Origin of the sequence: Aurantiacibacter xanthus (assembly GCF_003584015.1) — a bacterium.
Lineage (GTDB): Bacteria > Pseudomonadota > Alphaproteobacteria > Sphingomonadales > Sphingomonadaceae > Alteraurantiacibacter > Alteraurantiacibacter xanthus.
The window spans coordinates 44288-69369 of record NZ_QXFM01000015.1; the positions used below are offsets into that span (position 1 = coordinate 44288).

The following is a 25082-nucleotide window of genomic DNA, read 5'->3' on the forward strand; positions in this document are numbered from 1 at the left end:
TTCAAATACCCAAACATTGCTTGTCGTCTCCGCCAATTCTGGTCATGACCGCGCCTGTGATCGACTATCCGACAGACGCGGCAAGCTCCGAACCCGATGCTCTAGCTGCGGGGCTGTATATTGTCGCCACCCCGATTGGCAATCTTGGCGACATCACTCTGCGCGCGATCCGGGTGCTGACGGCCTGCGATCTGGTCGCCTGCGAGGATACGCGGGTGACCGGCAAACTGCTGAACCACCTCGGTATTGCGAAAAAGATGTGGCGCTATGATGATCATAGCGAAGCGGGCACACGCGCCGGGCTGGTCGAGCGGATGCGGGTGGGGCCGGTGGCGCTGGTGTCGGATGCGGGGATGCCGCTGGTGTCCGATCCGGGCTATCGTCTGGTCGAGGATGCCCGCGCGGCGGGTGTGGCGGTCACGGTGGTGCCGGGGGCTAGTGCGCCGCTCACCGCGCTGGCGCTGTCGGGTATGCCGAACGACCGGTTTTTGTTCGCCGGTTTCCTTCCCGCGAAAGACAAGGCGCGCGGCGAGGTTCTGGCCGAGCTGGCCCCGGTGCAGACCACGCTGATCTTTTTCGAGACCGCGCCGCGCTTGGGGAAAAGTCTTGCCGCGATCGCCGAGCTGCTGCCGGGCCGCGAGGTGGCCGTCGCGCGCGAGCTGACCAAGTTCTACGAGGAATGCCAGCGCGGGAGCGCCGCCGATGTGCTCGCCCATTTCGAGGCGCATCCGCCCAAGGGAGAGATTGTGCTGCTGGTCGGCCCGCCAGTCGAGGTCGAGCCAAGCGCCGACGATGCCGAGGCGATGTTGCGCGACCTTTTGAAGACTGAAAAGCCCTCGCGCGCGGCGGGCGAGGTGGCCAAGGCGACCGGGCTTGACCGCAAGGCGCTCTATGCCCGCGCCATGGAGCTGAAAGGCGAATGAAGCGCCAGCTGGCCGAGGCGCGCGGTCGGCAGGCCGAGGATGCGGCGGCGCTGTTTCTGGAGGCTCAGGGTTTCGAGATCGTCGCCCGCCGGGTGAAGGTAAAGGTCGGCGAGATCGACCTTGTCGCCCGCACGCCGGGGCTGGTGGTGTTCGCCGAAGTAAAGTTCCGCCGCACCGAGGCCGACCTCGACCTTGCCATCGACGAGCGCCGCCTTGCGCGGGTGGCGGCGGCGGTGGAGGCGGTCGCGCATGACTATGCCGCTGGCGGAGAAGATATCAGGATCGACGTGATCCTCCTTGCGCCGGGCGCTGAGCCTCGCCACATCGTCAACGCCTGGATGCCTTGAGCTGGGCTCCAGCACCCACACCCGCTCATCCTGAGCTTGTCGAAGGATAGGCACAACCCTAAGCCAGCCATGGGGCCAGTGTCGCGGCCATGCTTCGACAGGCTCAGCATGAGCGGGCGTTGGAAATGAAGCCGGAGTAAAATCATGCCCTTGCGTGTAGCCGTCCAGATGGACCCGCTGGAAACGATCAACATCGCCGGGGATTCGAGCTTCGCCCTGATGCTTGCGGCGCAGGCGCGCGGGCACGAGGTGTTCCACTACGATGTCGCCACGCTCGGCTATGACGAGGGGCGGATCATCGCCTGGGGCCACCCGGTGACGCTGCGGCCCGAGGTGGGCAACCACTTCACCAAGGGCGAGAAGCGCCGCCTCGATCTGGCCGAGGATATCGACGTGATCCTGATGCGGCAGGACCCGCCGTTTCACCTCGGCTATATCAGCGCCGCGCTACTGCTCGACCGGCTGAAGGGCCAGACGCTCGTCTCGAACGACCCGCGCGAGGTGATCAACGCGCCGGAAAAAATGTTCGTTCTCGACTATGCGCGGTTCATGCCGCCGACGCTGGTCACGCGGCAGCTCGACGACGTGCGCGCCTTTATCGACAAGCACGGCGCGGTGGTGGTGAAGCCGCTCCACGGCAACGGCGGCAAGGCGATCTTCAAGCTCGACGCCGAGGGCACCAACCTCTCGGCGCTGTTCGAGGTGTTCAACCAGACCTGGCCCGAGCCGCATATGGTCCAGCCGTTCCTCCCCAGCGTGGCGCAGGGCGACAAGCGCATCGTGCTGGTCGATGGCGAATATGCAGGGGCCATCAACCGCAAGCCGGGTGTGGGCGAGTTCCGCAGCAACCTGGCCCAAGGCGGCTCCGCCGAGGCGACCGGGCTGACCGCGCGCGAGGAGGAAATCTGCGCTGCGATGGGTCCGGAGCTGAAACGGCGCGGGCTCGTGTTCGTGGGCATCGACGTGATCGGCGGCGAGTACCTCACCGAGATCAACGTCACCAGCCCGACCGGGATCGTCGCCATCGACAGGTTCAACGGCACCGACACGGCTGGCCGCATCTGGGATGCGCTCGAACGCCGCCATGCCGAAATGCTGGCCGCAGCCTGAGAACTTCCGCGCCTCTCGCGCATTCCTAAGCCATGGCAGAACTCATTATCCGGGCAATCGAGCAGGGCGGCTATCTCGGCATCTTCCTGCTGATGGCACTCGAGAATGTCATCCCGCCGGTCCCCTCCGAGGTGATCATGGGCGTGGGCGGGGTGCTGGTGAACCGCGGGAGCATGGCGTTCTGGCCGCTGTTGCTGATTGGCACGGTAGGTTCGCTGGTGGGCAACTGGTTCTGGTACTGGATCGGTGACACCTGGGCGCGCCACCGGCTTGAGCCTTTCGTCGAACGCTGGGGGCGCTGGCTGACGATGGAGTGGGAGGACGTCGAGAAGGCGCAGTCGTACTTCAAGAAGCATGGCCACTGGGTGGTGTTCTTCCTGCGCTTCTCGCCCTTCCTGCGCACGATCATCTCGCTGCCAGCGGGGCTGGCGCATATGCCGAAGTGGAAGTTTGCGGTGTTCACCTTCGCCGGATCGCTGGTGTGGAACGCGCTGCTGATCAAGGGCGGCGAGTGGCTCGGGCACTGGCTGGCCGATTCGCAGGAATGGCTCGGCTATATCCTGCTGGGCTGCATCGTGGTGATGCTGGTGGGGTATGGTTATCGTGTGATCACATGGAAGCCGCGCGCTGAGCGTTAGAGTCTCAGGGCATTAACCCAGTTCCGCCTTGCTCCCCTCCCCTTGGGGAGGGGCTGGGGGGTGGGGGTTCGACGCTTGCTTGCGCGGAACCCCCATCCCAACCCTTCCCCAAGGGGAAGGGCTTTGCAATTCGATGCTATCTCTTCCTGCCCTAATCCCGCTCCCTCGGATGGGCGGCGCGGTAGGTCTCCAGCATCTGCGCCGCATCGACCCGCGTATAGATCTGCGTCGAACCGAGGCTGGCGTGGCCGAGCAGTTCCTGCAGACTGCGCAGGTCCGCCCCGGCGCTGAGCAGGTGGGTGGCGAATGAGTGGCGCAGCGCATGGGGTGTGGCGCTGGAAGGCAGACCCAGAGCCTTGCGCGCCCGCGCCATGGCCTTCTGCACCATGCCCTGCGCCAGCGGACCACCCTTCGCCCCGCGAAACAGCGGCTCCTTGGCTGTCAGCGGGTAGGGGCAGGCCCTGGCATAGGCCGCCACCGCCTCGCGCACGACGGGCAGCAAGGGGACCAGCCGCTGCTTCGCGCCCTTGCCGGTGATCGTCACCGTTTCGCCGAGCGGGAGCATGTCGCCGGTCAGCGACAGTGCCTCGGCGATGCGCATTCCCGCGCCGTACATCAGCAGCAGCACGGCAGCGTCGCGCAGGCCGATCCATTCGTCCCTGGCATCGGCGGCGACCAGATCGGCGATATTCGAAATGTCATCGGGCGTAACGGGTCGGGGCAAGCCCTTCTTCAGCCTCGGACCACGCATCCGGGGTGCATCACCCGGCTCGCCGCCCGATTGTTCGCGCGCATAGGCGATCAGCGCCTTCAGCGCCGACAGCTCGCGCGCCGCCGAGGCATTGCCGATTCCCTCGGCCCGGCGCACGGCGAGATGGGCGCGCAGCTCACGCGCCTCCAGCGCAGCGACCTCGGCCCAGCCGGTGACATCATGTTCGCGCAGCAACCGCTCCGCCGCCGCGACATAGGCGCGCACCGTATGCGGCGAGCGACGGCGGGCAAGCGCGAGGTGGTCACGCCATTGTTCGAGCAGGTCGTGCCGCGTCATGCCGCGACCAGCGCGGCCGCGACGATCTCGCCCAGCACCGCGTCGAGCACGCCCATGCCTTCCGGCGTAATGGCGATCCGGCTGCCGCTCTGGCGCAGAAGGCCGAGCTTGCGGCAGCGCTCCACCGCATCGGGATCGACCAGCGCCTCGGGCGCGAAGCCGAACCGCGCGGCAAGGGCGGCCAGGTCCACGCCCTCGGCCAGCCTCAGCCCCATCAAGAGCGCCTCGCTTGCCTGTTCGTTTGCCCCCAGCGCGCGCTCTTCCTGTGTGCCGTGACCGTTGCGCTCGATGGCGGCGAGCCAGTTCTCGGGCTTCTTGTGCCGCGTGGTGGCGAGGCCGCCGCGCCGCCCATGCGCGCCGGGGCCGATCCCGGCATAGTCGTGATAGCGCCAGTAGGTGAGGTTGTGGCGGCTTTCCTCGCCGGGGCGCGCGTGGTTGCTGATCTCGTAGGCGGGCAGACCCGCGCCGCGCATGGCCTCTTGCGTGAAGGCGAAGAGGTCGGCGGCGGCATCGTCGTCGAGCGGGGTGAACTCGCCGCGCCGGACCATGCTTTCGAACCGCGTCCCCGGCTCGATCGTGAGCTGGTAGAGCGACATATGCGTGGTGCCGAAGGCGAGGGCGCGGGTCAGTTCGTCGCGCCACTGGCCAAGCGTTTGCTCGGGGCGGGCGTAGATGAGGTCGAACGACACCCGCGCGAATACCCGCTGCGCGATGGTGAGTGCGTCAAGGCTTTCGGCCACATTGTGCAGCCGCCCAAGGAAGCGCAGCGTCGCATCGTCAAGCGCCTGCAGCCCGAGCGACGCACGGTTCACGCCCGCAGCGGCGATCCCGGCGAACCTGTCCGCCTCGACCGAGGAGGGGTTGGCCTCCAGCGTGATCTCTATTCCCTCGGCAAAGCCCCAGAGGCGCTGGGCCTCATCCAGCAGCGCGGCCACCAGCGCGGGCGGCATCAGCGAGGGAGTGCCGCCGCCGAAGAAGATCGAGCTGAGCGTTTCGCCACCGGCAAGTTCGGCCTCGTGGCGCATGTCGGCGAGCAAAGCCTTGCGCCACAGGTCCACGTCCACACTCGCGCGCACATGCGAGTTGAAGTCGCAATAGGGGCACTTGGCGAGGCAGAAGGGCCAGTGAATGTAGAGCGCGCGCGCCATGCGCAGCCTTTTAGCTGCCGAACTGGTCCGCGACCAGCTTGGCGAAGGCATCGGCGCGGTGACTGACCTTGTGCTTCTCCCCCGGCGCGATCTCGGCGAAGGTCAGCTCGCTGCCCGTGGGCACGAACACCGGATCGTAGCCAAAGCCCATTTCACCGCGCGGAGGCCATGTGAGCGTGCCATCGACGCGGCCTTCATAAACGGTGTTTTCGCCATCGGGCCAGGCGATGGCGAGCACGCAGGAGAACCAGGCATCGCGCGCGGCATCGGGGCCGAGTGCTTGCAAGCAGCCCTCGACCTTGCCCATCGCCATGTACCAGTCGCGCCCCGGCTCGCCCTCGAACCACTGCCGCTGCGCCCAGTCGGCGGTATAGACCCCCGGCTTGCCATCGAGCGCCGCCACCGAGAGGCCGCTGTCGTCGGCCAGCGCAGGCAGGCCCGAGGCCTTGGCGGCGGCCTCGGCCTTGATCAGCGCGTTTTCGACGAAGGTGGTGCCCGTCTCGGCAGGCTCGGGCAGGCCCAATGCGCCCGCCGAGATGCAGTCCAGCCCATAGGGCGCGAGCAGGGCCGAAATCTCTTTCAGCTTGCCTGCGTTGTGGGTGGCGATGACAAGCTTTCCACCGCCAAGTTTCCGGGTCATTTTCTGAGCTTCCATGGTTTGCTGAGGCCCGAGGAGATGAGCCGGGCGCGGATATAGTCGATCAGTTCGGGCGGCAGGTCGCGCTTGGGCAGGAGGTGCGCCATGGCCCGGTTGGGGAACAGGCAGAAGATGGCGTCGGTCTCGTCCCAGCGCGCCACTTCGGCCCATTTGAGTCGCCAGTTGCCACTCGCCTGGACGAACCGCACCGCCTCTTTGTCGCAGACGATTTCGACCCGCTCGCGGAGCGCCGCGCTCTCGCGATAGATCCTGCGCACCTGCCATGGGATCGTGACGAAGTGCGACACCGCCCAGATCGCCACAACCATCAATATCGCGCCCAGGCCAGCGCCGAGCACCACTTCCGCAGAGATGTTGCCCGCCAGCCAGAATCCGGCGATGACCAGCAGCACTACTCCGGCGAACGCCCCCAACCGAGGGAGCATGCGGCGAATGTAGAGCCGCTGGAAGGCGAGATAGTCGCCCTCCGCGAGCTGCAATTCGCCGCGCAGTTCTGTCACCGGCCCGTCGCCTTGTCCTGCGCCTTGAAGATTTCGCCGCAGCCCATCTGCGCGAGGCGCAGCAGGCGCAGCAGCGCCTCTTCGTCATAGGTCGCGCCTTCGGCGGTGGCCTGCACCTCGGCGATACGGCCGCCCTCGATCAGCACGAAGTTCGCATCGGCATCGGCGCTAGAATCCTCATCATAGTCGAGGTCGAGCACCGGGGTGCCCTGATAGATCCCGCAGGATACGGCGGCGATCTTGCCAGTGATCGGATCGTCCTTGATATCGCCCGCCGCCATCAGCTTGTCGACCGCCATGCGCATCGCCACCCAGGCGCCCGAGATCGAGGCCGTGCGGGTGCCGCCATCGGCCTGAATCACGTCGCAATCGAGCGTGATCTGGCGCTCGCCGAGCTTCTTCATGTCGACCACGGCGCGCAAGGAGCGGCCGATCAGGCGCTGGATTTCCTGCGTCCGGCCCGACTGCTTGCCCTTGGCGGCCTCGCGGCTGCCACGGGTGTGGGTGGCGCGCGGGAGCATCGAATATTCGCCGGTTACCCAGCCTTCGCCCTTGCCGCGCAGCCACGGCGGCAGCGACTTCTCGACGCTGGCGGTGCAGATCACCTTGGTATCGCCGAAGCCCACCAGCACCGAGCCTTCGGCATGGCGGGTGAAGCCGGTTTCGATGGTGATGGCGCGCATTTCGTCAGGCGCACGGCCGGAAGGTCGCATGGTATTCTCCAAATTCGCGAACCCCACACCCGCTCACCCTGAGCCTGTCGAAGGGTCGTTATTGTTTGCTGGCGCCCCGCTTGGAGAAAAAGCAGTCCCTCGACAAGCCTGTCCTGAGTTTATCGAAGGGGTTGGGACCACGGAAAATTGAACTTGGCCGAGATTTCGCTACCTCAGGCATATGGTTTCTCCGCCGATCACCGAACTGACCACCCGTGCGCGCGACATTTTCCGGCTCGTGGTCGAGGGCTATCTCGATAACGGGCAGCCGGTCGGCTCGAAGGCGCTCGCCACCAGCGGCATGGTCGACCTGTCGCCCGCCTCGATCCGCTCCGTGCTGAGCGAGCTGGAGCAGCTCGGCCTGCTCGCTGCCCCGCATACCAGCGCCGGACGCATGCCCACCGAGCAGGGCCTGCGCCTGTTCGTCGACGGCATCATGCAGATGGCCGAACCCTCGCCCGAGGAGCGCGCGGTGATCGAGCAGCAGATGCGCGAGCCCGGCCCGATCGAGCAGGCGCTGGAGGCGACCAGCGCGCTGCTGTCCAATCTCTCCGGCGCGGCGGGCATGGTGATGGTGCCGCAGCGCGAGAGCCGGATCGCGCAGATCAGCCTTGTCCCACTCGATGAAAGGCGCGCGCTGGTGGTGCTGGTCGGCACTGACGGGCATGTCGAAAACCGCGTGCTCGACCTGCCGCAGGGCGTGTCGGCGGGCGACCTTCAGCAGGCCACCAACTATGTCACTGCGCGGCTGGCGGGGCGCACTCTGGCCGAGGCCTCGCGCGATATGCGCGCCGAGATCGCCTCGGGCCGCACCGCGCTTGACGAGGCCGGGCGGCGGCTGGTCGAGGCGGGGCTGGCGGTGTGGAGCGAAGACGCGGCGGCCCGGCCGGTGCTGATCGTGCGCGGGCAGGCCAAGCTGCTCGACGAGAGCGCGCTGACCGATATCGAACGCGTGCGCTCGCTGATCGACGACCTCGAAAACAAGCAACAGGTGGCGCAGCTGCTCGACAGCGCGCGCGAGGCCGAATCGGCACGTATCTTCATCGGGGCGGAGAACCGGCTCTTTTCTCTGTCGGGTTCTTCTGTCATTGCCGCGCCCTACCGCAACGGTGAGGGCAAGGTGGTCGGCGTGCTCGGCGTGATCGGCCCGACGCGGTTGAATTACGCGAGAGTGGTTCCCATGGTGGACTTTACGGCCCGCTCGCTGGGTCGAAGACTTGGATAATTGGACGATATAACGGTGATGGAAAACACAAACGAACCTCGTGACGAAGCCGCCGAAAAGGAACTGGCAGGGGTTCCCGAAGAGCTGCTCGACAACGGCGAGGACAGCTCTGGCGAAGACACCGCCGCGCAGACAATCGCCCAGCTTGAGGCAGAACTCGAGGCGGCCAAGCAGGACGTGCTTTATGCTCGCGCCGATACGCAGAATGTGCGCCGCCGTCTGGAAAAGGACGTGCAGGATGCGCGCAACTATGCCGCCACCGGCTTTGCGCGTGACATCCTTTCGGTAGCCGATAATCTCGTGCGCGCGATTCAGGCAGTGCCTGGCGAACTGCGCGAGGACAACAAGTTCAAGGGGCTGGTCGCCGGGATCGAAGCCACCCAGCGCGAGCTGGACAAGGTGTTCGGTCAGCACGGCATCACGCGCGTGGCCGCGATGGGCATGCCGCTCGACCCGAACCAGCATCAGGCGATGATGGAAATTCCCAGCGACGCCGAACCGGGCACGATCGTGCAGGAAATGCAGGCCGGATACATGATCAAGGACCGCCTGCTGCGTCCGGCCATGGTCGGCGTGGCAAAGAAGCCGGACTGACGCTGCGAGGCGATCCTGTGCCGATCGATCCCTGCAAGCGGGGAATCGTGCCGGGATCGGGATGTGACGAGTGGGCGGGCGGAACGATCTGCCTGCCGCTCCGTAGGTAGGGCATAGCTACCCATCGGAGGATCTCATGAAGAGCAGGATCGCATCATTCTCGGCTGCCATCGTCGCATCGCTGTCGCTGGCTGCCTGTGCAGATAATTACGCCATCGAGGGCGGCCTCGCTGGCGCTGCCGCCGGTGCCGGGATCGGCGCCGTAACGGGCGGCGATGTCGCCACGGGCGCGACCATTGGCGCCGCCGCAGGCGCTGCGGGTGGTTCGCTCATTCGCAAGGACGGCAAGTGCTACCGCGTGGATTCGAACGGCCGCGAACGCCGCGTCGATTGTTACTGATCCCATTGCAGGGCCGGCGCTCGCATGGAGCGCCGGCCTTCTGCGTTTGCAGCATCATTGATGCTGGCAGATGGCGTCACTCGCCCGCCATCGGGTCGATTTCGGTGATGCCGAGCGTCGCTTCGAGGTTGGTGCCGCGCTCGTAGCTGCCAACCCAGATATCGTACTGGCCCGACTGCGGTGAAGGGAACGAGACGAGCGGATCGCCATCGCCCCAGCTGTCGTCGTCGCAGTACCACAGGCCGTCCGGGCCGTTCACCACCAGCGTGGTATCGCCTTCCGAATAGACGCCGAACAGCAGCGGAAATTCGCCCGCTTCGTACTGTACGCGCATATCCGGGGCCTCGGCGATAAAGCCTCCGCACTCGCCGCCGAGGCTCGCCGCGTCGATCTCACCGCCCGATACGACGGGCACGGCATAGGGGTCGTTCTCAAAGCCCGCTGTCAGCTTGATATCGCCATAGGTCGGCTCGAGTTCGTAATTCTGTGCCTGCGCGGCGACCGGGGCAAGGCAGCTGGCGAGAATAAGGCTGGCGGCAAGACGCATCGTGAAGTCCCTCAGGGCAGCCAGCAGAATCGCGGCTGCGACATCGCTCTGTGCCACGCGATTTGTGAACGAGAAATGCGATAGTCAGGCCGTTAACGCTGAATCGAACGGCAGCACCGAAAGATATTGCGCGAGCGGCGGTGCTCCTGCGACAATTCCGCCCTGCCGCAGCATATAGGCGTGCTGCACGATCATCGCCTGCTGCTCGATGCCATAGCGATCAAGCGTCCAGCCGGGCTTGAGTGCATAGTCGTAGCGGCACCAGGGATGGCGGTGGAGGACAAGATAGAATTCGCCCCTGGTCTGGGTCTGCCAGACGTGCGTCATCTCATGGACGAACAGCGCCCGGCGGGCGAGCGAGGCGCTGGCGAAATCATCGCAATAGGCGCTGCCGAGCGGGTGAAAGTGGATGTGCCCGCGCGGGGCCATCGTCACCTTGCGCGGCTGGAGCGGGAAAAACTTGCGCCGCCGGATCGTCACCCGCGCCAAATCGACAGCATCGCCGAACACGGAGGATGCGAGCGTCACTTCTCCCGGTGTCAGCGCCCGCTCGCCGCCGACGGGGCAGGGGGCGGGCGCTGTCGGCATCGGGCTGTTACATGCCTTCCATCGCGGAATGATCCATATCGGCGGTGCCCGGCGCCATCAGCTTGGCGGGGAAGCTCACCTTGTCGCCGTTGACGAAGGTCAACGTGACCTCGGTTTCGCCGCCGGGGGCAAGGTCATCGTCGAGATCGAAGGCCATCACGTGCTTGCCGGCCTGCTCGAACACCACCTCGCCGCCGGGCTGGACCGGAACCTGCACCAGTTCCTGCATATCCATCTTGCCGCCATACTCGGTGGTCTCGTGCAGCTGAGCGCTGCCCGCACCCGCCACGGTGACCGCGCGGATCGTCACCGGCTCCTCGCTGACATTGCGGATAGTAAAATAGACTGCGGCCGGGTTGCCCTTTACCGCCGGCAGCGAGAGGCGGCCGTCGGTCACGGAAATGCCCGCAGGGGCATCGGGGGAGCTGGTCGCGGCGGCATTCTCGTCGCTGCCGGAGCAGGCTGCCGTCCCCAGCGCGAGGGCGAGAGCTGCGAATGTGGCGGCGAGGGTCTTCTTGGTCATGGCTTTCCTCTTGTGAGACAAGCCCACTTTCTAGTCACGGGCCTCCCTTGTGCCAAGCGAAAGCACGACTATATCGCGCTTCGCAACAGACCTTTTAACGAGCTGCCGAAGCGGACTTGCCGTCTTGCGGGAGACCGGACAGTGCAGCGTCAGACCTGAAGGAAGAGAACGGGAAATATGAGCAAGATTATCGGCATCGACCTTGGCACGACCAACAGCTGCGTAGCGGTGATGGAGGGGGGCAAGCCCAAGGTTATCGAGAATTCCGAAGGCGCGCGTACCACGCCGTCGATCGTCGCCTTCACCAAGGATGGTGAGCGCCTGATCGGTCAGCCGGCCAAGCGCCAGGCGGTGACCAACCCCGACAACACCCTTTTCGCGATCAAGCGCCTGATCGGCCGTCGGTTCGAAGATCCGACCACCAAGAAGGACATGGACCTCGTCCCCTACAACATCGTCTCGGGCAAGAACGGCGATGCCTGGGTGAACGCAGGAGGTGAAGATTATTCGCCCTCGCAGATTTCGGCCTTCATCCTGCAGAAGATGAAGGAAACCGCCGAAAGCTATCTCGGCGAGACCGTCACCAAGGCCGTGATCACTGTGCCCGCCTACTTCAACGACGCGCAGCGTCAGGCGACCAAGGATGCAGGGCAGATCGCAGGCCTCGAAGTCGAGCGCATCATCAACGAGCCGACCGCAGCGGCGCTCGCCTATGGCATGGACAAGGACGACGGCAAGACCATCGCGGTCTATGACCTCGGCGGCGGCACCTTCGACATCTCGGTTCTTGAGATCGGCGACGGCGTGTTCGAAGTGAAGTCCACCAACGGCGACACCTTCCTCGGCGGTGAAGACTTCGACAACGTGCTGGTCGAATATCTGGCCGACGAGTTCAAGAAGAAGGAGAACATGGATCTCCGTTCGGACAAGCTCGCGCTCCAGCGCCTCAAGGAAGCTGCGGAAAAGGCCAAGATCGAGCTGAGCTCCAGCCAGCAGACCGAGGTCAACCTGCCCTTCATCACCGCGCGCATGGAAGGTGGTTCGTCCACCCCGCTGCACCTGGTCGAGACGCTGACCCGTTCGAAGCTCGAACAGCTCGTCGGCGACCTCATCAAGCGCACCCTCGCGCCCTGTAAGAAGGCGATGGAAGACGCTGGCGTCACCAAGGACCAGATCGACGAGGTGATCCTCGTCGGCGGCATGACCCGCATGCCCAAGGTGCGCGAAGTGGTCGAGGATTTCTTCGGTTCCAAGCCGCACACCGGCGTGAACCCCGACGAAGTCGTGGCCATGGGTGCTGCCATTCAGGCGGGCGTTTTGCAGGGCGACGTGAAGGACGTGCTGCTGCTCGACGTGACCCCGCTGTCGCTGGGCATCGAGACGCTGGGCGGCGTGTTCACCCGCATGATCGACCGCAACACCACGATCCCGACCAAGAAGGCGCAGGTCTACTCGACTGCTGAGGACAATCAGCAGGCGGTGACGATCCGCGTGTTCCAGGGCGAGCGCGAGATGGCGGCGGACAACAAGCTGCTCGGCCAGTTCGACCTCGTCGGCATTCCGCCCGCACCGCGCGGCGTGCCGCAGGTGGAAGTGACCTTCGACATCGACGCCAACGGCATCGTGAACGTCAGCGCGAAGGACAAGGGCACCGGCAAGGAACAGCAGATCCGCATTCAGGCTTCGGGCGGCCTTTCGGACTCCGACATCGAACAGATGGTACAGGACGCCGAGAAGTTTGCCGAAGAGGACAAGAGGCGGCGCGAATCCGCCGAGGTCCGCAACAACACCGACAGCCTGATCCACGCCACCGAGAAGCAGCTCGAAGAGCACGGCGACAAGATCGACGCCGGTCTCAAGTCGCAGATCGAAACGGCCGTGGCCGAAGCCAAGGCTGCGCTGGAAGGCAGCGATGTCGAAGCGATGAAGGCCAAGAGCCAGGCGCTGACCGACGTTGCCATGAAGATGGGTCAGCAGATCTACGAAGCCGAACAGGCCAGCGCCAATGCGGCGCAGGCCGATGCGGCGGCGTCGAGCGACGCTGCTGCCGAGGACGAGGTGGTCGACGCCGAGTTCTCCGAAGTGGACGACGAAAAGAAGGGCTGAGCCCCCGATTGAAATTCCGGGCCGCACCGCTGCCGCAGTGACCGCTGCGCATGGCGCGGCGCGGCCCGGACTTTTACGGAGATGCTGAATGTCCTCTACCGAAGTTGATTTTTACGAGCTGCTGGGGGTCGAACGGACCGCCGACGGGGCGACGATCAAGTCCGCCTATCGCAAGCTCGCGATGAAATACCACCCCGATCGCAACCCCGGCTGCGCCGAGAGCGAAGCGCGGTTCAAGGCGATCAGCGTCGCCTACGATTGCCTGAAAGACCCGCAGAAGCGTGCGGCTTACGACCAGTACGGTCACGAGGCCTTTACCCAGGGCATGGCGGGCGGTCGCGGCGGGGGTGCAGGCCACGCCGATTTCGGCGACCTTGGCGATATTTTCGAGACCATTTTTGGCAGCGCTTTTGGTGGCGGTGGCGCGGGGCGCGCACGCCCCCGACGCGGCGCCGACCTGCGTTACGACATGGAAATCTCGCTCGACGACGCGTTCCATGGCAAGAATTCCGAGATCGAGGTCGAAGTCGCGGCCTCCTGCGAAACCTGTGACGGAACCGGCGCCAAGCCGGGCACCTCGGCAAAGCGCTGCGGCACCTGCGGCGGACACGGCAAGGTGCGGGCGCAACAGGGCCTGTTCGTGATCGAGCGCCCGTGCCCCGCCTGTCATGGCCGCGGCGAGGTGCTTGAAAGCCCTTGCGGCGACTGTCGCGGCGAAGGCCGGGTCGACAAGCTGAGCAAGCTGACGGTGGAGATTCCGCCGGGGGTGGATAACGGCACGCGCATCCGCCTGTCGGGCAAGGGCGAGGCCGGACCGCATGGTGCGCCTGCGGGCGATCTCTATATCTTCATCCACGTCGCGCCGCACCCGGTGTTCCAGCGCGAGGGAACGACACTCGCCACGCGGGTGCCGATCAGCTTCACCACAGCGGCGCTGGGCTCGACGATCGAGATTCCGGGCCTCGATGGCAAGGCGCACGAGATCGACATTCCGGCGGGCATCCAGTCGGGTCATCAGCTGCGCAAGCGCGGTGCGGGCATGCCTGTGCTGCAAGGGCGCGGGCGCGGTGATCTGGTGGTCGAGGTGGTGGTCGAGACACCCACCAGGCTCACCGCGCGGCAGAAGGAACTGCTGGCCGAATTCCGCGAAACCGAGACCGGCGAGGAATGCCCCGAAAGTCGCGGTTTCTTCGACCGGTTGAAGGACGTCTTCTCGGCCTAGCTGATCGAGGCGCCTGCTACCGTAGTGCGGCGGCGCCTCGGCCAGAACAGCACGAACAGCGCAAGGTCGCGCCGTGCGATCAGCATCCATAGAAGGTGCACAATCACCAGCGGTAGCAGCGCGTTGCCGGCTGTTTCGTGCACCTCTTCCACCAGGTTCTCATCGCGCCTGCCCTGCTCGTGGCGCTGATGCTCGCCTTCCGCGCTGGCGCGGATCGACTGGCCGACCAGAGTGCCGCCACGGTCCATCGCAATGCCCGTGCCCGCCGCTGTTGCCACGCACAGCAGCAGCGCGAGCGTGAGCGCGCGGCCCACCAGCGGGTGGGTTAACGGAGTAGGACCGGGATTGCGTCCGGCCTGCCGCAGGCGCAGACGCTGCCAGCCGAAACCGGCTTTGCCGACAAGGCCAAGCCCCAGCCGCAGCGCGACCAGCACTGCCACGCCGTAGCCGATCCAGGCGTGCGGCAGGCCGGTGCTTTCGGCGGTGAAATAGGCCGCGGCGACAGCAGCGCCGAGCAGCAGATGATAGATGCGAAATGATGACACGGTACAAAGCCTCCTGATGAAGCTCCTCCCACGTCCGTCTGCTGCGCTTTCAGGCTGACAAACGGCTGACAACTTCGCTCAATCGCTGCCGAGTTTTTCCTCGATCTCGGCGCGCAGGCCGTCCACCAGTCTGGCATCGCACAGCGCGCGTTCTGCCTCCTCGTCGCAGATGGCGAGGAACAGCTCGCGCTTGAACCGCGCGACCGCGCTGGTCGCCAGCCTTTCGGGCAGGGTCGAGCAGACGAGGTCGATCATCCGCTCGGCCCCGTGCAGTCGGCCCCACAGATAGTCGTTTTCGCGGTAGGCGCGGCTGAAGAAGCCGCCGAAGTTGTAGAACTCTGTCCCGCGCAGCGTGGCGCTGGTGCCGCCGGGGCGGATCGAGCGGGCGTCTTCGGGGCTGATGCGGTCGACCTTGACCGTGTCGAACTCGGTCAGCCCTTCGTTGCGCAGCAAGGGCAGGGTGGCGACGTCGTAGAACGGGAAGCCGAGATAGGCCATCAGTACCCGGCGGCGCAGATTTTGCGGCATCGCCTCCAGCGCATCGGCGAGGATCTGCTCGGCGGCGAGATCGCTTTTTGCAAGGTCGCGCGCACTGGCGAGCCAGTCGAGCGCTTCGCCCGGCTTGTCCATGGCGCTTTCGGCGATAGCGGCGAAATCCGGCCCCAGCGTCTCCGCGCTTTCGTGCTCGAAATAGAGTGCCAGCGCCCGGTAGATCGCGTCGCGCGCCTCTTCGAGGCCCTCATCGTCGAACTCGGGATCGGCCTCCCAGTCGCGCGAGAGCCGCCGCGCGATCAGGCGCAGGCGGCGGATGCGGAAGGCCAGATCGTGCGTGCGCAGGAAGGCGATGGCCTCTTCCGACGCGCCGCCGCCCTTGTCCGAGGCCAGAGAGGCAAGGCCGCGCCGGTCCAGTTCCATCCGGATCCGGGCCGAAATTTCCTCGACATCGGCGCCGCCCGCCTCGCCCAGTCCGGCACAGAGCAGGCGCGCAAGCTGCTCGACCACCAGCGCCATCTTCGCCTGGGCATAGGACTGGAAGGCATAGCCGGCCTGCTCCGCCGCCGCCTGCTGCGCCTTGGCGCGCCAGCTCGCGAGGCGTTTGGGCGTGGGGCGGTCGAGAAACAGCGTGTAGCCGAACAGCTTGTCCACCACCGCCTCGATCTCGGGCCGCAGCGTGTGCACCATCTGCCGCAATCGCGCCGCCTCGCGCGATTGGCGTTCGAGCTGTTCGAGGTTGTCGCGGATCGGTTGTTCGCGCGGGATCGTCGAGAGCGAGCCGAAAATCGCCGAAAAGAACCCGACCGGGCGCGTGATGTCGCGTTGCAGCGCGCTCACGCGGTCGGGGCGGGGATCGATATAGGCGACGCGGCGGTCGACCTCGCGCTGGGCGGGGCGCGCGGGCAGGGCATTGATGGCGCTGCGGAACGGCGCATTGACCAGCACCGAGCCGTCGATCAGCGAGACCTGCTCGCAGGTGCCCTGATCGACGTGGCTGGGCATGATCCGGCGCAGAAACGCCGCGCGCCCCGGCCAGCCGCGCGCGGGGGCGGTGTCCTCGACCAGACCGTCGATCTCGGCCACGCGCAGCGGCGGGAAGGCACCAGGAAAGCTCGCCGTGGCGCGGGCGGCAAAGGTCAGTTCGCAGCGCTCGGCGAGGTTCTCACCGGGCAGAGCCGGGGTGCGCTTGCGAAAGCCGATCGGCATCCGGTGCTCGCTCTCCTCGACCACCGGCGGGCTGTTCATCCGCAGCAGCTCGCGGTGGCCGCGAAAATCGGTCGCGGTGACAACAAGGTCAAGCGGATGGCCCGGTGGCAGCAGCGGCTTGCTGGCGGGGGCGGCGGCCATTGCCTCCAGCGCATTGTGGATCAGGCGCGAGAAATGCGGGCCGGAGAAGGGCGGCTCGAACCAGCGCCCGCGGACCAGATGCGAGACCTTGCGGCGGACCTCGGCCCGCGTTTCGGGAGCAACGCTCTCGCTCACCCCGCTCTCGGGCTGACGCAGCATGTAGAGCACGGCGGGCATGAACCAGAATTTGGCCGCCTTCGACCACGGCCGCGCCTCGGGGTCGATCAGTTCCTCGACATCGGCGTTTTCGAGCCACAGCTCGGTCAGCGGTTCGAGGCTCTGGCCCGAATGGATGGCCTGGGCGAGGAACACCGCGTTGATTCCGCCCGCGCTGGCTCCGGTGAGGATGTCGGGCAGCACCCTGAGGCGCAGGCCGCGCTCGCTCTCGATGTAGCCGAACCAGCGCTGCCACACGGCCTCCACCGGGCCGGACGGCTCCTCGTGGCCGTGGTAGGCGCGGCTGGCGCGGGCGAGCTTCCACAGCTCTTTCGTGACGCCGTGCATGTAAACCGCGAGGCTCACCCCGCCATAGCACACCAGCGCGATCCTGAGTTCCTTCTGGCGCATTGGCACTGTGATGACAGGGACTGCGGAACTGGGCAACAGTGCGCTTGCGTTCTTGAAATGTTCTATATATCGAAGAGGAGGAAGGGAGCCTTGCGATGCTGAAGGGCAGTTGTTGTTGTGGGACGGTGCAATTCGAGGTGGAGGCGGCCCCAACGATGCTGGGTACGTGCCATTGTTCGCGGTGCCGCAAGGTCGGGGCGAGCACCTTCGCGTTCGTCGCGCGCGAACATTTCCACTTGCTTGAGGGGGAAGGCAGCATTGCGACCTACGCTCCCGAAGAGGGCTATCTCTATGCGCGCGATTTCTGTTCGAAATGCGGTTCCGCGTTGGGTGAAATGACGGGCACCTCCCAGTCCTTCCCTGTTCCGGCAAACTGCTTCGATGACCCTCTCGACCTGACGGTCGCCTTCCACGAATTTGTGGACGAAAAGCCAGCGTGGCTCCCAATCTGCGACGATGCGAAGCAATTCGCCCGCCACCCGGAACAACCCTGAGAGACCGACCTTGGCCAAGCCGAAGAAACGCTATGTCTGTTCCGAGTGCGGCGGGGTGTCGACGCGCTGGCAGGGGCAGTGTCCCGACTGTTCCGAGTGGAACACGCTGGTGGAAGAGGTTGGCGAGACGAAGTTCGCCGCCCGGCACGATTTGTCGGGCGGCGGGCGTACCATCCAGTTCGAGGCGCTCGACGCGCCGACCGCGCCGCTGGTGCGCCAGACCACCGGCCTTGCCGAGTTCGACCGGGCGCTGGGCGGCGGGATCGTGCCCGGCAGTGCGATCCTGATGGGGGGGGAGCCGGGCATCGGCAAGTCCACCCTGCTGCTGCAAGCCGCGGCGCGGATCGCCAAGGCGGGCGGCGAGGTCGTCTATATCAGCGGCGAGGAGGCGACCGGGCAGATCCGTATGCGCGCGGCGCGGCTCGGGGTGTCGGACAGCCCCTTGCGGCTCGCTTCGGCGACGTCGGTGCGCGATATTCTCACCACCCTGGGGCACGGCACGCCGCCGCAACTGCTGATCGTCGATTCGATCCAGACCATGCATTCCGACCAGATCGAGGGTGCGCCGGGCACGGTCAGCCAGGTCCGGGCCTCGGCGTTCGAGCTGATCCGCTATGCCAAGGAGCAGGGCTGCTGCCTCGTGCTGGTGGGGCATGTGACAAAGGACGGCTCCATCGCCGGGCCGCGCGTGCTCGAACACATGGTCGATACCGTGATGAGCTTCGAGGGCGAGCGTAGCCACCAGTACCGCATCCTCAGGTGCCTGAAGAACCGCTTTGGCGCGGTCGACGAGATCGGCGTTTTCGCGATGGAGAGCGAGGGGCTGGCCGAGGTCGCCAACCCCTCGACCCTGTTCCTCTCGGGCCGGGAGGAGGCGATTGCGGGCAGCGCGGTGTTCCCCGCCATCGAGGGGACGCGCCCGGTGCTGGTCGAGATACAGGCACTGATCGTGCGGCTGCAATCGGGCGCGACGCCCCGGCGTGCGGTGGTGGGCTGGGATTCGGGCCGCCTTGCGATGTTGCTGGCGGTGCTCGAATCGCGCTGCGGGCTGAGCTTCTCCACCGCCGAGGTCTATCTCAACGTGGCGGGCGGCTATCGGCTGACCGACCCGGCGGCAGACCTCGCAGTGGCCGCTGCGCTGGTCTCGGCGCTGGCCGACAAGCCGCTCGCCGCGGACAGCCTGTGGCTTGGCGAGCTGTCGCTTTCGGGTGACGTGCGGCCTGTCGCTCACGGCGCCTTGCGATTGAAAGAAGCGGAAAAACTGGGTTTCCGCCGCGCCACCGGGCCGGAGATGAGCGGGCGCGGCAAGAGCGCGCTGGCCTATGGTGCGATCGCCAGTGTCAACGCGCTCGTTGACCGGGTGCTGGGCGCGGCCTAGATTCCAGCCAATGGTCGGGTTCGACATAATTGTTCTGGTGATCGTGGGCCTGTGCGCGGTCGGCGGCTTTCTGCGCGGCTTCGTGCAGGAGGTGGTGTCGCTTGGCGCGTGGGCGGTGGCGATCCTTGCGATCCACTTTCTCCACCCCGATCTGACCGCGGCGATCTATGCCTTCATCGGCTCGCCGAATACCGCCGCGATCCTCGCCTTTGGCCTGCTGCTGCTCGTGCCGCTAGCGGTCGTCCGCTTCAGCGCGCAGTGGCTGGGCCGCAAGTCGCGCGCTTCGGTGCTCGGCCCGCTCGACCGGGTGCTGGGCTTCGGGTTCGGGGCCTTGAAAGGCGTGGTTGTCACCGTGGTTGCCTTCTCGTTGCTGGTGCTCGGCTATGATATGGTGTGGGGCGAGAACGACCGACCTGAGTGGATCGTCGAGGCGCGCAGCTACCAGTTCGTCGATGCCTCATCGAAGGCGCTGGTGGAAATCATCGCCGAGCGCCGCGCGCTTCTTACGGGCAGCGAAGAGGAGCCCGAGGCGTGAGCGCGGCCAAGCTCTACACCCCCGACCTGCTCGCCGCCACGCTGGAGCTGGCGCATTATCCGCCGCTCGAATGTGCGCAACTGCATGGCGAGGCACGCTCGCCCACCTGCGGATCGACGCTGGCGATGGACCTGTCGCTGGACGAGGATGGCACTGTTGCGCGGATCGGGCTGACCGTGCGCGCCTGTGCGGTGGGGCAGGCCTCGGCAGCGGTGTTCGCACGCCATGCGAGCGGGCGCAGCGAAGGCGAGATTCTCGCCATGGCCGAGCGGTTTTCGGCCTGGCTCGACGATGAGGCCCCGATGCCCGACTGGCCCGATATCGCGCTGATCGTGCCGGCGCAGGCCTATCCGGCCCGGCACGGGGCGATGCTTCTGCCCTGGAATGCTGCGAAAGCGGCCCTTTCTCCGCGCCTCAACGCGCGCTAAGCGCGCCTGACGACAGGGAACGAGGGGAAAGTCATGGCCACCACGGCGGCAATCGCGCAAGGCGAGCCGAGCAAGAGCGAAATCCGCATGGTCATCGCCGCGTCGAGCGCGGGGACCGTGTTCGAGTGGTACGACTTCTTCATCTACGGCACGCTTGCCGCCGTGATTGGTCAGGCCTTCTTCCCGGCCGATAACGCGACGCTGTCGACCTTGCTGGTCTGGGCGGGCTTTGCCGTCGGCTTCGGGTTCCGGCCCCTCGGCGCGATCCTGTTCGGTTTCCTCGGTGACCGGCTCGGGCGCAAATACACCTTCCTCGTCACCGTCACCCTGATGGGCGTGGCGACCGCCGGGGTGGGCTTCGTGCCGAGCGCCGAGAGCATTGGCCTTGCCGCGCCGCTGATCGTGCTCGCGCTGCGCATCGCGCAGGGGCTGGCGCTCGGCGGCGAATATGGCGGGGCGGCGGTCTATGTTGCCGAACATGCTCCGCCCGACAAGCGCGGGCTCTACACCAGCTTCATCCAGGCGAGCGTGGTCGGCGGCTTCGTGCTGTCGATCCTCGTGGTGGTCCTGTGCCGGTTCCTGATCCCGGCCGAGGACTTTGCCGCGTGGGGCTGGCGGGTGCCGTTCCTGCTGTCGCTGGTGCTGCTGGCGATTTCGCTGTGGATGCGGCTCAAGCTGTCGGAAAGCCCGGTGTTCGAGGAACTGAAGGCGGCGGGCGAGATTTCGGGCAATCCGTTCGTCCAGTCGTTCACCTATCCCGGCAATCCCAAGCGCATCTTCGTGGCGCTGTTCGGGGTGACCGGCATTCTGACCACGCTCTGGTTCACCGCCTACTTCTCCTCGATGTCGCTGCTGCGCGGGCCCTTGCGGGTGGAGGAAGGCGTGGTCGAACTGCTTATGCTGGTGACGGGCCTGATCTCGATGGGGTTCTACGTGCTGGTCGGCAAGTGGTCGGACAGGGTCGGGCGCAAGCTGCCGATCGTGCTCGGCGCCGGGCTGACGCTGGCGCTGTTGTTCCCGCTGTTCTGGGGGCTGGGCGCACTGGCCAATCCCGGCCTTGCCAGCTCCGCGCGCGCGGCGCCGGTGGTGGTGATGGGCGAGGGCTGCACTTACGATCCCTTCGCCAACCGGCAGAAGACCGAGTGCGGACGCCTGCTCGCCGACCTCACCGCGCTCGGCGTCAGCTACGATCTGCGCGACCCGTACGGCGAGGCACGGATCGCGATTGGCGGGGAGCAACCGCCCATCGCCATGGGCGATGACGTCACCCGCAAGGCCGAGGTGCAGGCAGCTCTCGAAGCGCAGGGCTACGACTTCGCGGTGCAGACCCCGCCCATTGCCAACCTGCTTGGAATTGGAGCGCTGCTGCTTGGCCTCGGCGCGCTGTCGGCGCTGTGTTACGGCTCGGTGGCGGCAGTGCTGACCGAGATGTTCCCGCCGCAGATCCGCTATTCCTCGCTGTCGATCCCCTACCATGTCGGCGCGGGTTATCTCGGCGGTTTCCTTCCGCTGATCGCTGCCTATATCGTCGCCACGACGGGCAATGCCTATGCCGGGCTCTGGTACACCATCGCCGTGGTGGCGTTCGGGTTGCTGGTGGCCGTTTGGGGCCTCAAGGGTGGCCCACCAAGAGACTATGCTGATGACCGTTCCTGACCTTCCGCCCGCTCTCCTGCGCCTTACCATCGACCGCACCGCGCTGGCCGCCAACTGGCACCTGCTCGACCGTATGTCGGGCGCGGCGGCGGCGGGCGCGGCGATCAAGGCCGATGCCTATGGTCTGGGGGTGGCGGCGGTGGTGCCGGCGCTGCTCGATGCGGGCGCGCGGCAGTTCTTTGTCGCGCACTGGTGCGAGGTCGCGCCCGTGCTCGCGGCGGGGGCTGCGCCAGAACAGATTGCGGTGCTGCACGGGGTAAACACGCCTGCCGACGCAGCCTATGCCCGCGCGACGGGCGTGCGTCCGGTGATCAACTCGGTGCGTCAGGCTGCGCTCTGGCGCGCGGCGGGCGGCGGCCTGTGCCACCTGATGATCGACACCGGCATGAACCGGCTCGGCCTGCCGCCAGCGGACATCGGCGATCCGGCCATCGCGGCGCTCGATATCGACATCGTGCTCTCACACCTCGCCTCGGCGGAGGACGACACCGACCAGAGCGCGCGCCAACTGGCGCTGTTTGCGGCAGCGCGCAGCGGGGTCAGCGCCCGCCGCGCGAGCCTTGCCAACAGCGCGGGGATCGCGCTCGGCAGTGCCTACCATTTCGACGTCACCCGCCCCGGCCTCGCGCTCTACGGCGGGGAGCCGTGCGACGCGCTGGCGGGCGAACTGGCGCAGGTTGCCTTTCCGCAGACGATGGTGATGCAGATCCGCTCGGTGCCTGCTGGCGGCTATGTCGGCTACAACGCCACGTTCCGCGCCCCGCATGACATGCGCACGGCCACGGTATCGCTCGGCTATGCCGACGGTATCCTGCGCTGCTGGGGCGAGGGCGGAGCCTTGCAGCACGCGGGGCGGCCGCTGAAAATTCTCGGCCGCGTGTCGATGGATATGATCGTGGTCGACTGCACCGAGGCGCCCGATCTCGCCGAGGGCGACTTCTGCGATCTGCCCTATAGCCTCGCGGCAGCGGCACAAACCACCGGCTTGTCGCAATATGAGCTGCTGACCGTTCTGGGCGATCGGTTTGCGCGCTAAAAATACTGCTGAGCAATTGCCAGCGACATGCTGCAAGTGCTAAAGCTGGTGCGCCGCACAATAGGATGCTGGCCGCGTAGAGGATTGTCGCTCGATGGCAGATGAATCGAATACCGCCGATGACACCATCATCATCAAGAAGTACGCCAATCGGCGGCTCTATAACACCAAGTCGTCGAGCTACATTACGCTTGACGATCTGGCCAAGATGACGCGGGACGGTGTCGATTTTCAGGTGCTCGATGCCAAGACTGGCTCGGACATTACCCATTCGATCCTCACCCAGATCATCATGGACGAGGAAAGCCAGGGCGAGCAGCATATGCTCCCCGTGAGCTTCCTGCGCCAGCTGATCGGGATGTACGGCAACTCGATGCAGGCGATGATGCCGAGCTATCTGGAAGCCTCGATGGAGACCTTCCGCGCCAATCAGGCCAAGCTGCAGGAAACCTTCAGCGCCAGCGTCGGCCCGCAGGCTTTCGCCAAGCTGGCCGAGAACAACATCGCCATGTTCGAAGCCGCCACGCGCGCCTTCATGCCCAAGGCTGGCGAGGGCAAGGCCGCCGATGCTGCCGCTTCGGGCGATGATCTCGATGCGCTGAAGGCACAGATGGCGGCCATGCAGGCCAAGCTCGACAAGCTGGGCGAATAAACGAGGGGTCACGCAGGCACTCGACTTGGCGAGGCTTCCTCGCCATGGGGGCCGGATTGATTCTCAGCCAGCTTGCGGGACTTTTCAGATATGTCAGCCATTCGCCACGCTCTCAACACCAAGCGCGCAGACGACTTTGCCGCATGGTATCAGGAGGTGATTTCCGCCGCCGACATGGCCGAGGAATCGGGCGTGCGCGGGTGTATGGTGATCAAGCCCTGGGGCTACGGCATCTGGGAGCGCATCCAGCGCCTGATGGACGACCGGATCAAGGCCGCCGGTGTCCAGAACTGCTACTTCCCGATCTTCATCCCGCTGGCGAATTTCACCCGTGAGGCTGAGCACGTCGAAGGTTTCGCCAAGGAGATGGCGGTGGTCACGCACCATCGCCTGATCGCCGATGGCAAGGGCGGCCTGATCCCCGATCCCGCCGCCAAGCTCGAAGAGCCGCTGGTGGTGCGCCCCACCTCCGAGACGATCATCGGCGATGCGATGGCGCGCTGGATCCAGAGCTGGCGCGACCTGCCGCTGCTGACCAACCAGTGGGCCAACGTGGTGCGCTGGGAGATGCGCACCCGCATGTTCCTGCGCACCAGCGAGTTCCTGTGGCAGGAAGGCCATACCGCGCACGAGGGCCGCGACGATGCCCGCGCCGAAACGCTCCGCGCGCTGGAAATGTACCGCGCCTGCGCCGAGGACGATCTCGCCATGCCGGTGATCGCGGGTGAAAAGCCAGAGAACGAGCGTTTCCCCGGTGCGGTCGAGACCTGGTCGATCGAGGCCATGATGCAGGACGGCAAAGCGCTGCAGGCGGGCACCAGCCACTATCTCGGCACCAACTTCGCCCATGCCGCCGGCATCAAGTATCAGGACCGCGAGGGCACCGAGACGCTGTGCCACACCACCAGCTGGGGCGTGTCGACCCGGCTCGTGGGCGGTATTATCATGACCCACGGCGACGACGATGGCCTGCGCGTGCCGCCGAAGATCGCGCCGCACCAGATCGTGATTCTGCCGATGCTGCGCGACAAGCCCGAGGACGAGCCGCTGCTCACCTATTGCGAGGAAGTGCGCGCGGCGCTGGCGGCGCTTTCCGCACTGGGCGAGCCGGTGCGCGTGCTGCTCGACAAGCGTCCGGGCAAGGCGGCGGCGAAGCGCTGGGACTGGGTCCGCAAGGGCGCGCCGGTGATCATCGAGGTCGGCTCGCGCGATATGGAGGGCGGCAAGCTCGCCGTTCTGCGCCGCGATGCGATCTGGAACCTTGAGACGGGCAAGAGCGCCTTCACCTATCCGCAGCGCGAGGACTTTGTCGCCGGGGCGGCTGACCTTCTGGCCGAGATCCAGCAGGCGCTTTACACCGAGGCGGCCGAGCGGCGCGATGCGAACATCACGCGCGGTGTCACCACGATGGACGAAGTCGCCGCGCACTTTGCCGACGATGTGAAATATCCGGGCTGGCTCGAAGTAAAGTGGGCGAAGCCCACCGGTGCGGTGCTCGACAAGGTGGTCGAGCAGCTGAAGGCGCTGAAGCTGACCTTGCGCAACGTGTCGCGCGATGCCGAGGCGGCGGACGGCACCTGCATCTTCACCGGCGAACCGGCGGTCGAGCGGGTGCTGGTGGCGCGGGCCTATTGAGGCGCAAGGCGCCAGCAGGCTCGC

The 25082-nt window shown here is 66.2% G+C and carries 27 protein-coding genes; 17 read left to right on the plus strand and 10 right to left on the minus strand.

Going from position 1 to position 25082, the window contains the following annotated elements; all coding sequences use genetic code 11:
- Positions 1 to 44: 44 nt before the first annotated feature.
- The 4 genes from rsmI (at position 45) to D2V17_RS02340 (ending at position 3018) form a co-directional block, all read left to right on the plus strand.
- Entirely contained in the window at positions 45 to 923 is an 879-nt protein-coding gene (gene rsmI / locus D2V17_RS02325; RefSeq protein ID WP_119591532.1) for a 16S rRNA (cytidine(1402)-2'-O)-methyltransferase, read from the plus strand.
- Complete coding sequence (locus D2V17_RS02330; protein ID WP_119591533.1) at positions 920 to 1270, plus strand: YraN family protein; 351 nt, start codon at positions 920 to 922, stop codon at positions 1268 to 1270. The genes rsmI and D2V17_RS02330 overlap by 4 nt, the downstream gene beginning before the upstream one ends.
- A 144-nt stretch (positions 1271 to 1414) precedes the next feature.
- Positions 1415 to 2380 (plus strand): glutathione synthase, encoded by a 966-nt coding sequence (gshB, locus tag D2V17_RS02335; protein WP_119591534.1) that lies wholly within the window; start codon positions 1415 to 1417, stop codon positions 2378 to 2380.
- A 32-nt stretch (positions 2381 to 2412) separates the two neighbouring features.
- The gene (locus tag D2V17_RS02340; RefSeq protein WP_119591535.1) at positions 2413 to 3018 is read left to right on the plus strand and encodes a DedA family protein; all 606 of its coding nucleotides are present in this window, start codon (positions 2413 to 2415) and stop codon (positions 3016 to 3018) included.
- Between the two features lie 151 nt (positions 3019 to 3169).
- Here the strand turns inward: D2V17_RS02340 and D2V17_RS02345 are convergent, their stop codons facing one another.
- The 5 genes from D2V17_RS02345 to rph are packed head-to-tail and all read right to left on the minus strand — an operon-like array spanning position 3170 to position 7085.
- Positions 3170 to 4066 carry a tyrosine recombinase XerC gene (locus D2V17_RS02345; protein WP_119591536.1) on the minus strand — a complete coding sequence of 299 codons (897 nt, stop codon included), beginning with the start codon at positions 4064 to 4066 and terminating at the stop codon, positions 3170 to 3172.
- Positions 4063 to 5214: a radical SAM family heme chaperone HemW gene (hemW, locus tag D2V17_RS02350; protein ID WP_119591537.1), complete on the minus strand. Its 1152-nt coding sequence runs from the start codon at positions 5212 to 5214 to the stop codon at positions 4063 to 4065. Before hemW ends, D2V17_RS02345 begins: the two co-directional genes overlap by 4 nt.
- A 10-nt stretch (positions 5215 to 5224) precedes the next feature.
- Entirely contained in the window at positions 5225 to 5854 is a 630-nt protein-coding gene (gene rdgB / locus D2V17_RS02355) for an RdgB/HAM1 family non-canonical purine NTP pyrophosphatase (protein ID WP_119591538.1), read from the minus strand.
- Positions 5851 to 6372: a YcxB family protein gene (locus D2V17_RS02360; protein ID WP_119591539.1), complete on the minus strand. Its 522-nt coding sequence runs from the start codon at positions 6370 to 6372 to the stop codon at positions 5851 to 5853. The genes rdgB and D2V17_RS02360 overlap by 4 nt, the downstream gene beginning before the upstream one ends.
- On the minus strand, positions 6369 to 7085 hold the full coding sequence (rph, locus tag D2V17_RS02365; protein WP_119591540.1) for a ribonuclease PH: 717 nt from the start codon (positions 7083 to 7085) through the stop codon (positions 6369 to 6371). The genes D2V17_RS02360 and rph overlap by 4 nt, the downstream gene beginning before the upstream one ends.
- Before the next feature lie 181 nt (positions 7086 to 7266).
- Here rph and hrcA point away from each other — a divergent pair, with 181 nt between their 5' ends.
- From hrcA to D2V17_RS21155, 3 genes are all read left to right on the plus strand, one after another.
- On the plus strand, positions 7267 to 8310 hold the full coding sequence (hrcA, locus tag D2V17_RS02370) for a heat-inducible transcriptional repressor HrcA (protein ID WP_119591541.1): 1044 nt from the start codon (positions 7267 to 7269) through the stop codon (positions 8308 to 8310).
- 18 nt (positions 8311 to 8328) lie between these two features.
- Positions 8329 to 8904 carry a nucleotide exchange factor GrpE gene (gene grpE, locus D2V17_RS02375; protein ID WP_119591542.1) on the plus strand — a complete coding sequence of 192 codons (576 nt, stop codon included), beginning with the start codon at positions 8329 to 8331 and terminating at the stop codon, positions 8902 to 8904.
- 136 nt (positions 8905 to 9040) lie between these two features.
- Positions 9041 to 9304 carry a YMGG-like glycine zipper-containing protein gene (locus tag D2V17_RS21155; protein ID WP_191229036.1) on the plus strand — a complete coding sequence of 88 codons (264 nt, stop codon included), beginning with the start codon at positions 9041 to 9043 and terminating at the stop codon, positions 9302 to 9304.
- A 76-nt stretch (positions 9305 to 9380) separates the two neighbouring features.
- Here D2V17_RS21155 and D2V17_RS02380 read toward each other — a convergent pair whose 3' ends face one another.
- From D2V17_RS02380 to D2V17_RS02390, 3 genes are read right to left on the minus strand one after another with little or no spacing between them, the layout of a single operon-like run.
- On the minus strand, positions 9381 to 9908 hold the full coding sequence (locus D2V17_RS02380; RefSeq protein ID WP_220474049.1) for a hypothetical protein: 528 nt from the start codon (positions 9906 to 9908) through the stop codon (positions 9381 to 9383).
- A gap of 27 nt (positions 9909 to 9935) precedes the next feature.
- The gene (locus D2V17_RS02385) at positions 9936 to 10439 is read right to left on the minus strand and encodes a vgr related protein (RefSeq protein WP_119591543.1); all 504 of its coding nucleotides are present in this window, start codon (positions 10437 to 10439) and stop codon (positions 9936 to 9938) included.
- Between the two features lie 7 nt (positions 10440 to 10446).
- On the minus strand, positions 10447 to 10962 hold the full coding sequence (locus D2V17_RS02390; RefSeq protein ID WP_119591544.1) for a copper chaperone PCu(A)C: 516 nt from the start codon (positions 10960 to 10962) through the stop codon (positions 10447 to 10449).
- 177 nt (positions 10963 to 11139) lie between these two features.
- On the opposite strand from D2V17_RS02390, the gene dnaK reads away from it, so the two are divergent.
- Entirely contained in the window at positions 11140 to 13068 is a 1929-nt protein-coding gene (gene dnaK / locus D2V17_RS02395) for a molecular chaperone DnaK (RefSeq protein ID WP_119591545.1), read from the plus strand.
- A gap of 88 nt (positions 13069 to 13156) precedes the next feature.
- A complete protein-coding gene (gene dnaJ / locus D2V17_RS02400) occupies positions 13157 to 14290 on the plus strand; it encodes a molecular chaperone DnaJ (RefSeq protein ID WP_119591546.1) in 1134 nt (377 codons plus the stop codon).
- On the opposite strand, the gene D2V17_RS02405 is transcribed toward dnaJ, so the two are convergent.
- Together D2V17_RS02405 and D2V17_RS02410 are read right to left on the minus strand one after the other, a co-directional pair.
- On the minus strand, positions 14287 to 14835 hold the full coding sequence (locus tag D2V17_RS02405; RefSeq protein ID WP_191229037.1) for a cytochrome b/b6 domain-containing protein: 549 nt from the start codon (positions 14833 to 14835) through the stop codon (positions 14287 to 14289). The genes dnaJ and D2V17_RS02405 overlap by 4 nt on opposite strands.
- 78 nt (positions 14836 to 14913) lie before the next feature.
- On the minus strand, positions 14914 to 17244 hold the full coding sequence (locus D2V17_RS02410) for a patatin-like protein (protein ID WP_119591548.1): 2331 nt from the start codon (positions 17242 to 17244) through the stop codon (positions 14914 to 14916).
- A gap of 95 nt (positions 17245 to 17339) precedes the next feature.
- On the opposite strand from D2V17_RS02410, the gene D2V17_RS02415 reads away from it, so the two are divergent.
- The 8 genes from D2V17_RS02415 to D2V17_RS02450 all read left to right on the plus strand — a co-directional run bounded on the left by D2V17_RS02415 (position 17340) and on the right by D2V17_RS02450 (position 25058).
- Entirely contained in the window at positions 17340 to 17738 is a 399-nt protein-coding gene (locus D2V17_RS02415) for a GFA family protein (RefSeq protein WP_119591549.1), read from the plus strand.
- Positions 17739 to 17748: 10 nt separating this feature from the next.
- A complete protein-coding gene (gene radA, locus D2V17_RS02420; protein WP_119591550.1) occupies positions 17749 to 19116 on the plus strand; it encodes a DNA repair protein RadA in 1368 nt (455 codons plus the stop codon).
- A 10-nt stretch (positions 19117 to 19126) separates the two neighbouring features.
- Positions 19127 to 19651: a CvpA family protein gene (locus tag D2V17_RS02425; RefSeq protein ID WP_119591551.1), complete on the plus strand. Its 525-nt coding sequence runs from the start codon at positions 19127 to 19129 to the stop codon at positions 19649 to 19651.
- Positions 19648 to 20079 carry an iron-sulfur cluster assembly scaffold protein gene (locus D2V17_RS02430; RefSeq protein WP_119591552.1) on the plus strand — a complete coding sequence of 144 codons (432 nt, stop codon included), beginning with the start codon at positions 19648 to 19650 and terminating at the stop codon, positions 20077 to 20079. Before D2V17_RS02425 ends, D2V17_RS02430 begins: the two co-directional genes overlap by 4 nt.
- A 33-nt stretch (positions 20080 to 20112) precedes the next feature.
- Positions 20113 to 21735: an MFS transporter gene (locus D2V17_RS02435; protein WP_119591553.1), complete on the plus strand. Its 1623-nt coding sequence runs from the start codon at positions 20113 to 20115 to the stop codon at positions 21733 to 21735.
- Positions 21722 to 22771: an alanine racemase gene (alr, locus tag D2V17_RS02440; RefSeq protein ID WP_119591554.1), complete on the plus strand. Its 1050-nt coding sequence runs from the start codon at positions 21722 to 21724 to the stop codon at positions 22769 to 22771. The genes D2V17_RS02435 and alr overlap by 14 nt, the downstream gene beginning before the upstream one ends.
- 94 nt (positions 22772 to 22865) lie before the next feature.
- Positions 22866 to 23423, plus strand: a complete 558-nt coding sequence (phaR, locus tag D2V17_RS02445) for a polyhydroxyalkanoate synthesis repressor PhaR (RefSeq protein WP_119591555.1) — start codon at positions 22866 to 22868, stop codon at positions 23421 to 23423.
- Between the two features lie 90 nt (positions 23424 to 23513).
- Complete coding sequence (locus tag D2V17_RS02450; RefSeq protein WP_119591556.1) at positions 23514 to 25058, plus strand: aminoacyl--tRNA ligase-related protein; 1545 nt, start codon at positions 23514 to 23516, stop codon at positions 25056 to 25058.
- Positions 25059 to 25082: the final 24 nt, after the last annotated feature.

Coding starts and splice junctions, on each gene's coding strand:
- rsmI (WP_119591532.1), top strand. CDS start 45: ATGACCGCGCCTGTGATCGACTATCCGACAGACGCGGCAAGCTCCGAA.
- D2V17_RS02330 (WP_119591533.1), top strand. CDS start 920: ATGAAGCGCCAGCTGGCCGAGGCGCGCGGTCGGCAGGCCGAGGATGCG.
- gshB (WP_119591534.1), top strand. CDS start 1,415: ATGCCCTTGCGTGTAGCCGTCCAGATGGACCCGCTGGAAACGATCAAC.
- D2V17_RS02340 (WP_119591535.1), top strand. CDS start 2,413: ATGGCAGAACTCATTATCCGGGCAATCGAGCAGGGCGGCTATCTCGGC.
- D2V17_RS02345 (WP_119591536.1), bottom strand. CDS start 4,066: ATGACGCGGCACGACCTGCTCGAACAATGGCGTGACCACCTCGCGCTT.
- hemW (WP_119591537.1), bottom strand. CDS start 5,214: ATGGCGCGCGCGCTCTACATTCACTGGCCCTTCTGCCTCGCCAAGTGC.
- rdgB (WP_119591538.1), bottom strand. CDS start 5,854: ATGACCCGGAAACTTGGCGGTGGAAAGCTTGTCATCGCCACCCACAAC.
- rph (WP_119591540.1), bottom strand. CDS start 7,085: ATGCGACCTTCCGGCCGTGCGCCTGACGAAATGCGCGCCATCACCATC.
- hrcA (WP_119591541.1), top strand. CDS start 7,267: ATGGTTTCTCCGCCGATCACCGAACTGACCACCCGTGCGCGCGACATT.
- grpE (WP_119591542.1), top strand. CDS start 8,329: ATGGAAAACACAAACGAACCTCGTGACGAAGCCGCCGAAAAGGAACTG.
- D2V17_RS21155 (WP_191229036.1), top strand. CDS start 9,041: ATGAAGAGCAGGATCGCATCATTCTCGGCTGCCATCGTCGCATCGCTG.
- D2V17_RS02385 (WP_119591543.1), bottom strand. CDS start 10,439: ATGCCGACAGCGCCCGCCCCCTGCCCCGTCGGCGGCGAGCGGGCGCTG.
- D2V17_RS02390 (WP_119591544.1), bottom strand. CDS start 10,962: ATGACCAAGAAGACCCTCGCCGCCACATTCGCAGCTCTCGCCCTCGCG.
- dnaK (WP_119591545.1), top strand. CDS start 11,140: ATGAGCAAGATTATCGGCATCGACCTTGGCACGACCAACAGCTGCGTA.
- dnaJ (WP_119591546.1), top strand. CDS start 13,157: ATGTCCTCTACCGAAGTTGATTTTTACGAGCTGCTGGGGGTCGAACGG.
- D2V17_RS02410 (WP_119591548.1), bottom strand. CDS start 17,244: ATGCGCCAGAAGGAACTCAGGATCGCGCTGGTGTGCTATGGCGGGGTG.
- D2V17_RS02415 (WP_119591549.1), top strand. CDS start 17,340: ATGCTGAAGGGCAGTTGTTGTTGTGGGACGGTGCAATTCGAGGTGGAG.
- D2V17_RS02425 (WP_119591551.1), top strand. CDS start 19,127: ATGGTCGGGTTCGACATAATTGTTCTGGTGATCGTGGGCCTGTGCGCG.
- D2V17_RS02435 (WP_119591553.1), top strand. CDS start 20,113: ATGGCCACCACGGCGGCAATCGCGCAAGGCGAGCCGAGCAAGAGCGAA.
- alr (WP_119591554.1), top strand. CDS start 21,722: ATGACCGTTCCTGACCTTCCGCCCGCTCTCCTGCGCCTTACCATCGAC.
- phaR (WP_119591555.1), top strand. CDS start 22,866: ATGGCAGATGAATCGAATACCGCCGATGACACCATCATCATCAAGAAG.
- D2V17_RS02450 (WP_119591556.1), top strand. CDS start 23,514: ATGTCAGCCATTCGCCACGCTCTCAACACCAAGCGCGCAGACGACTTT.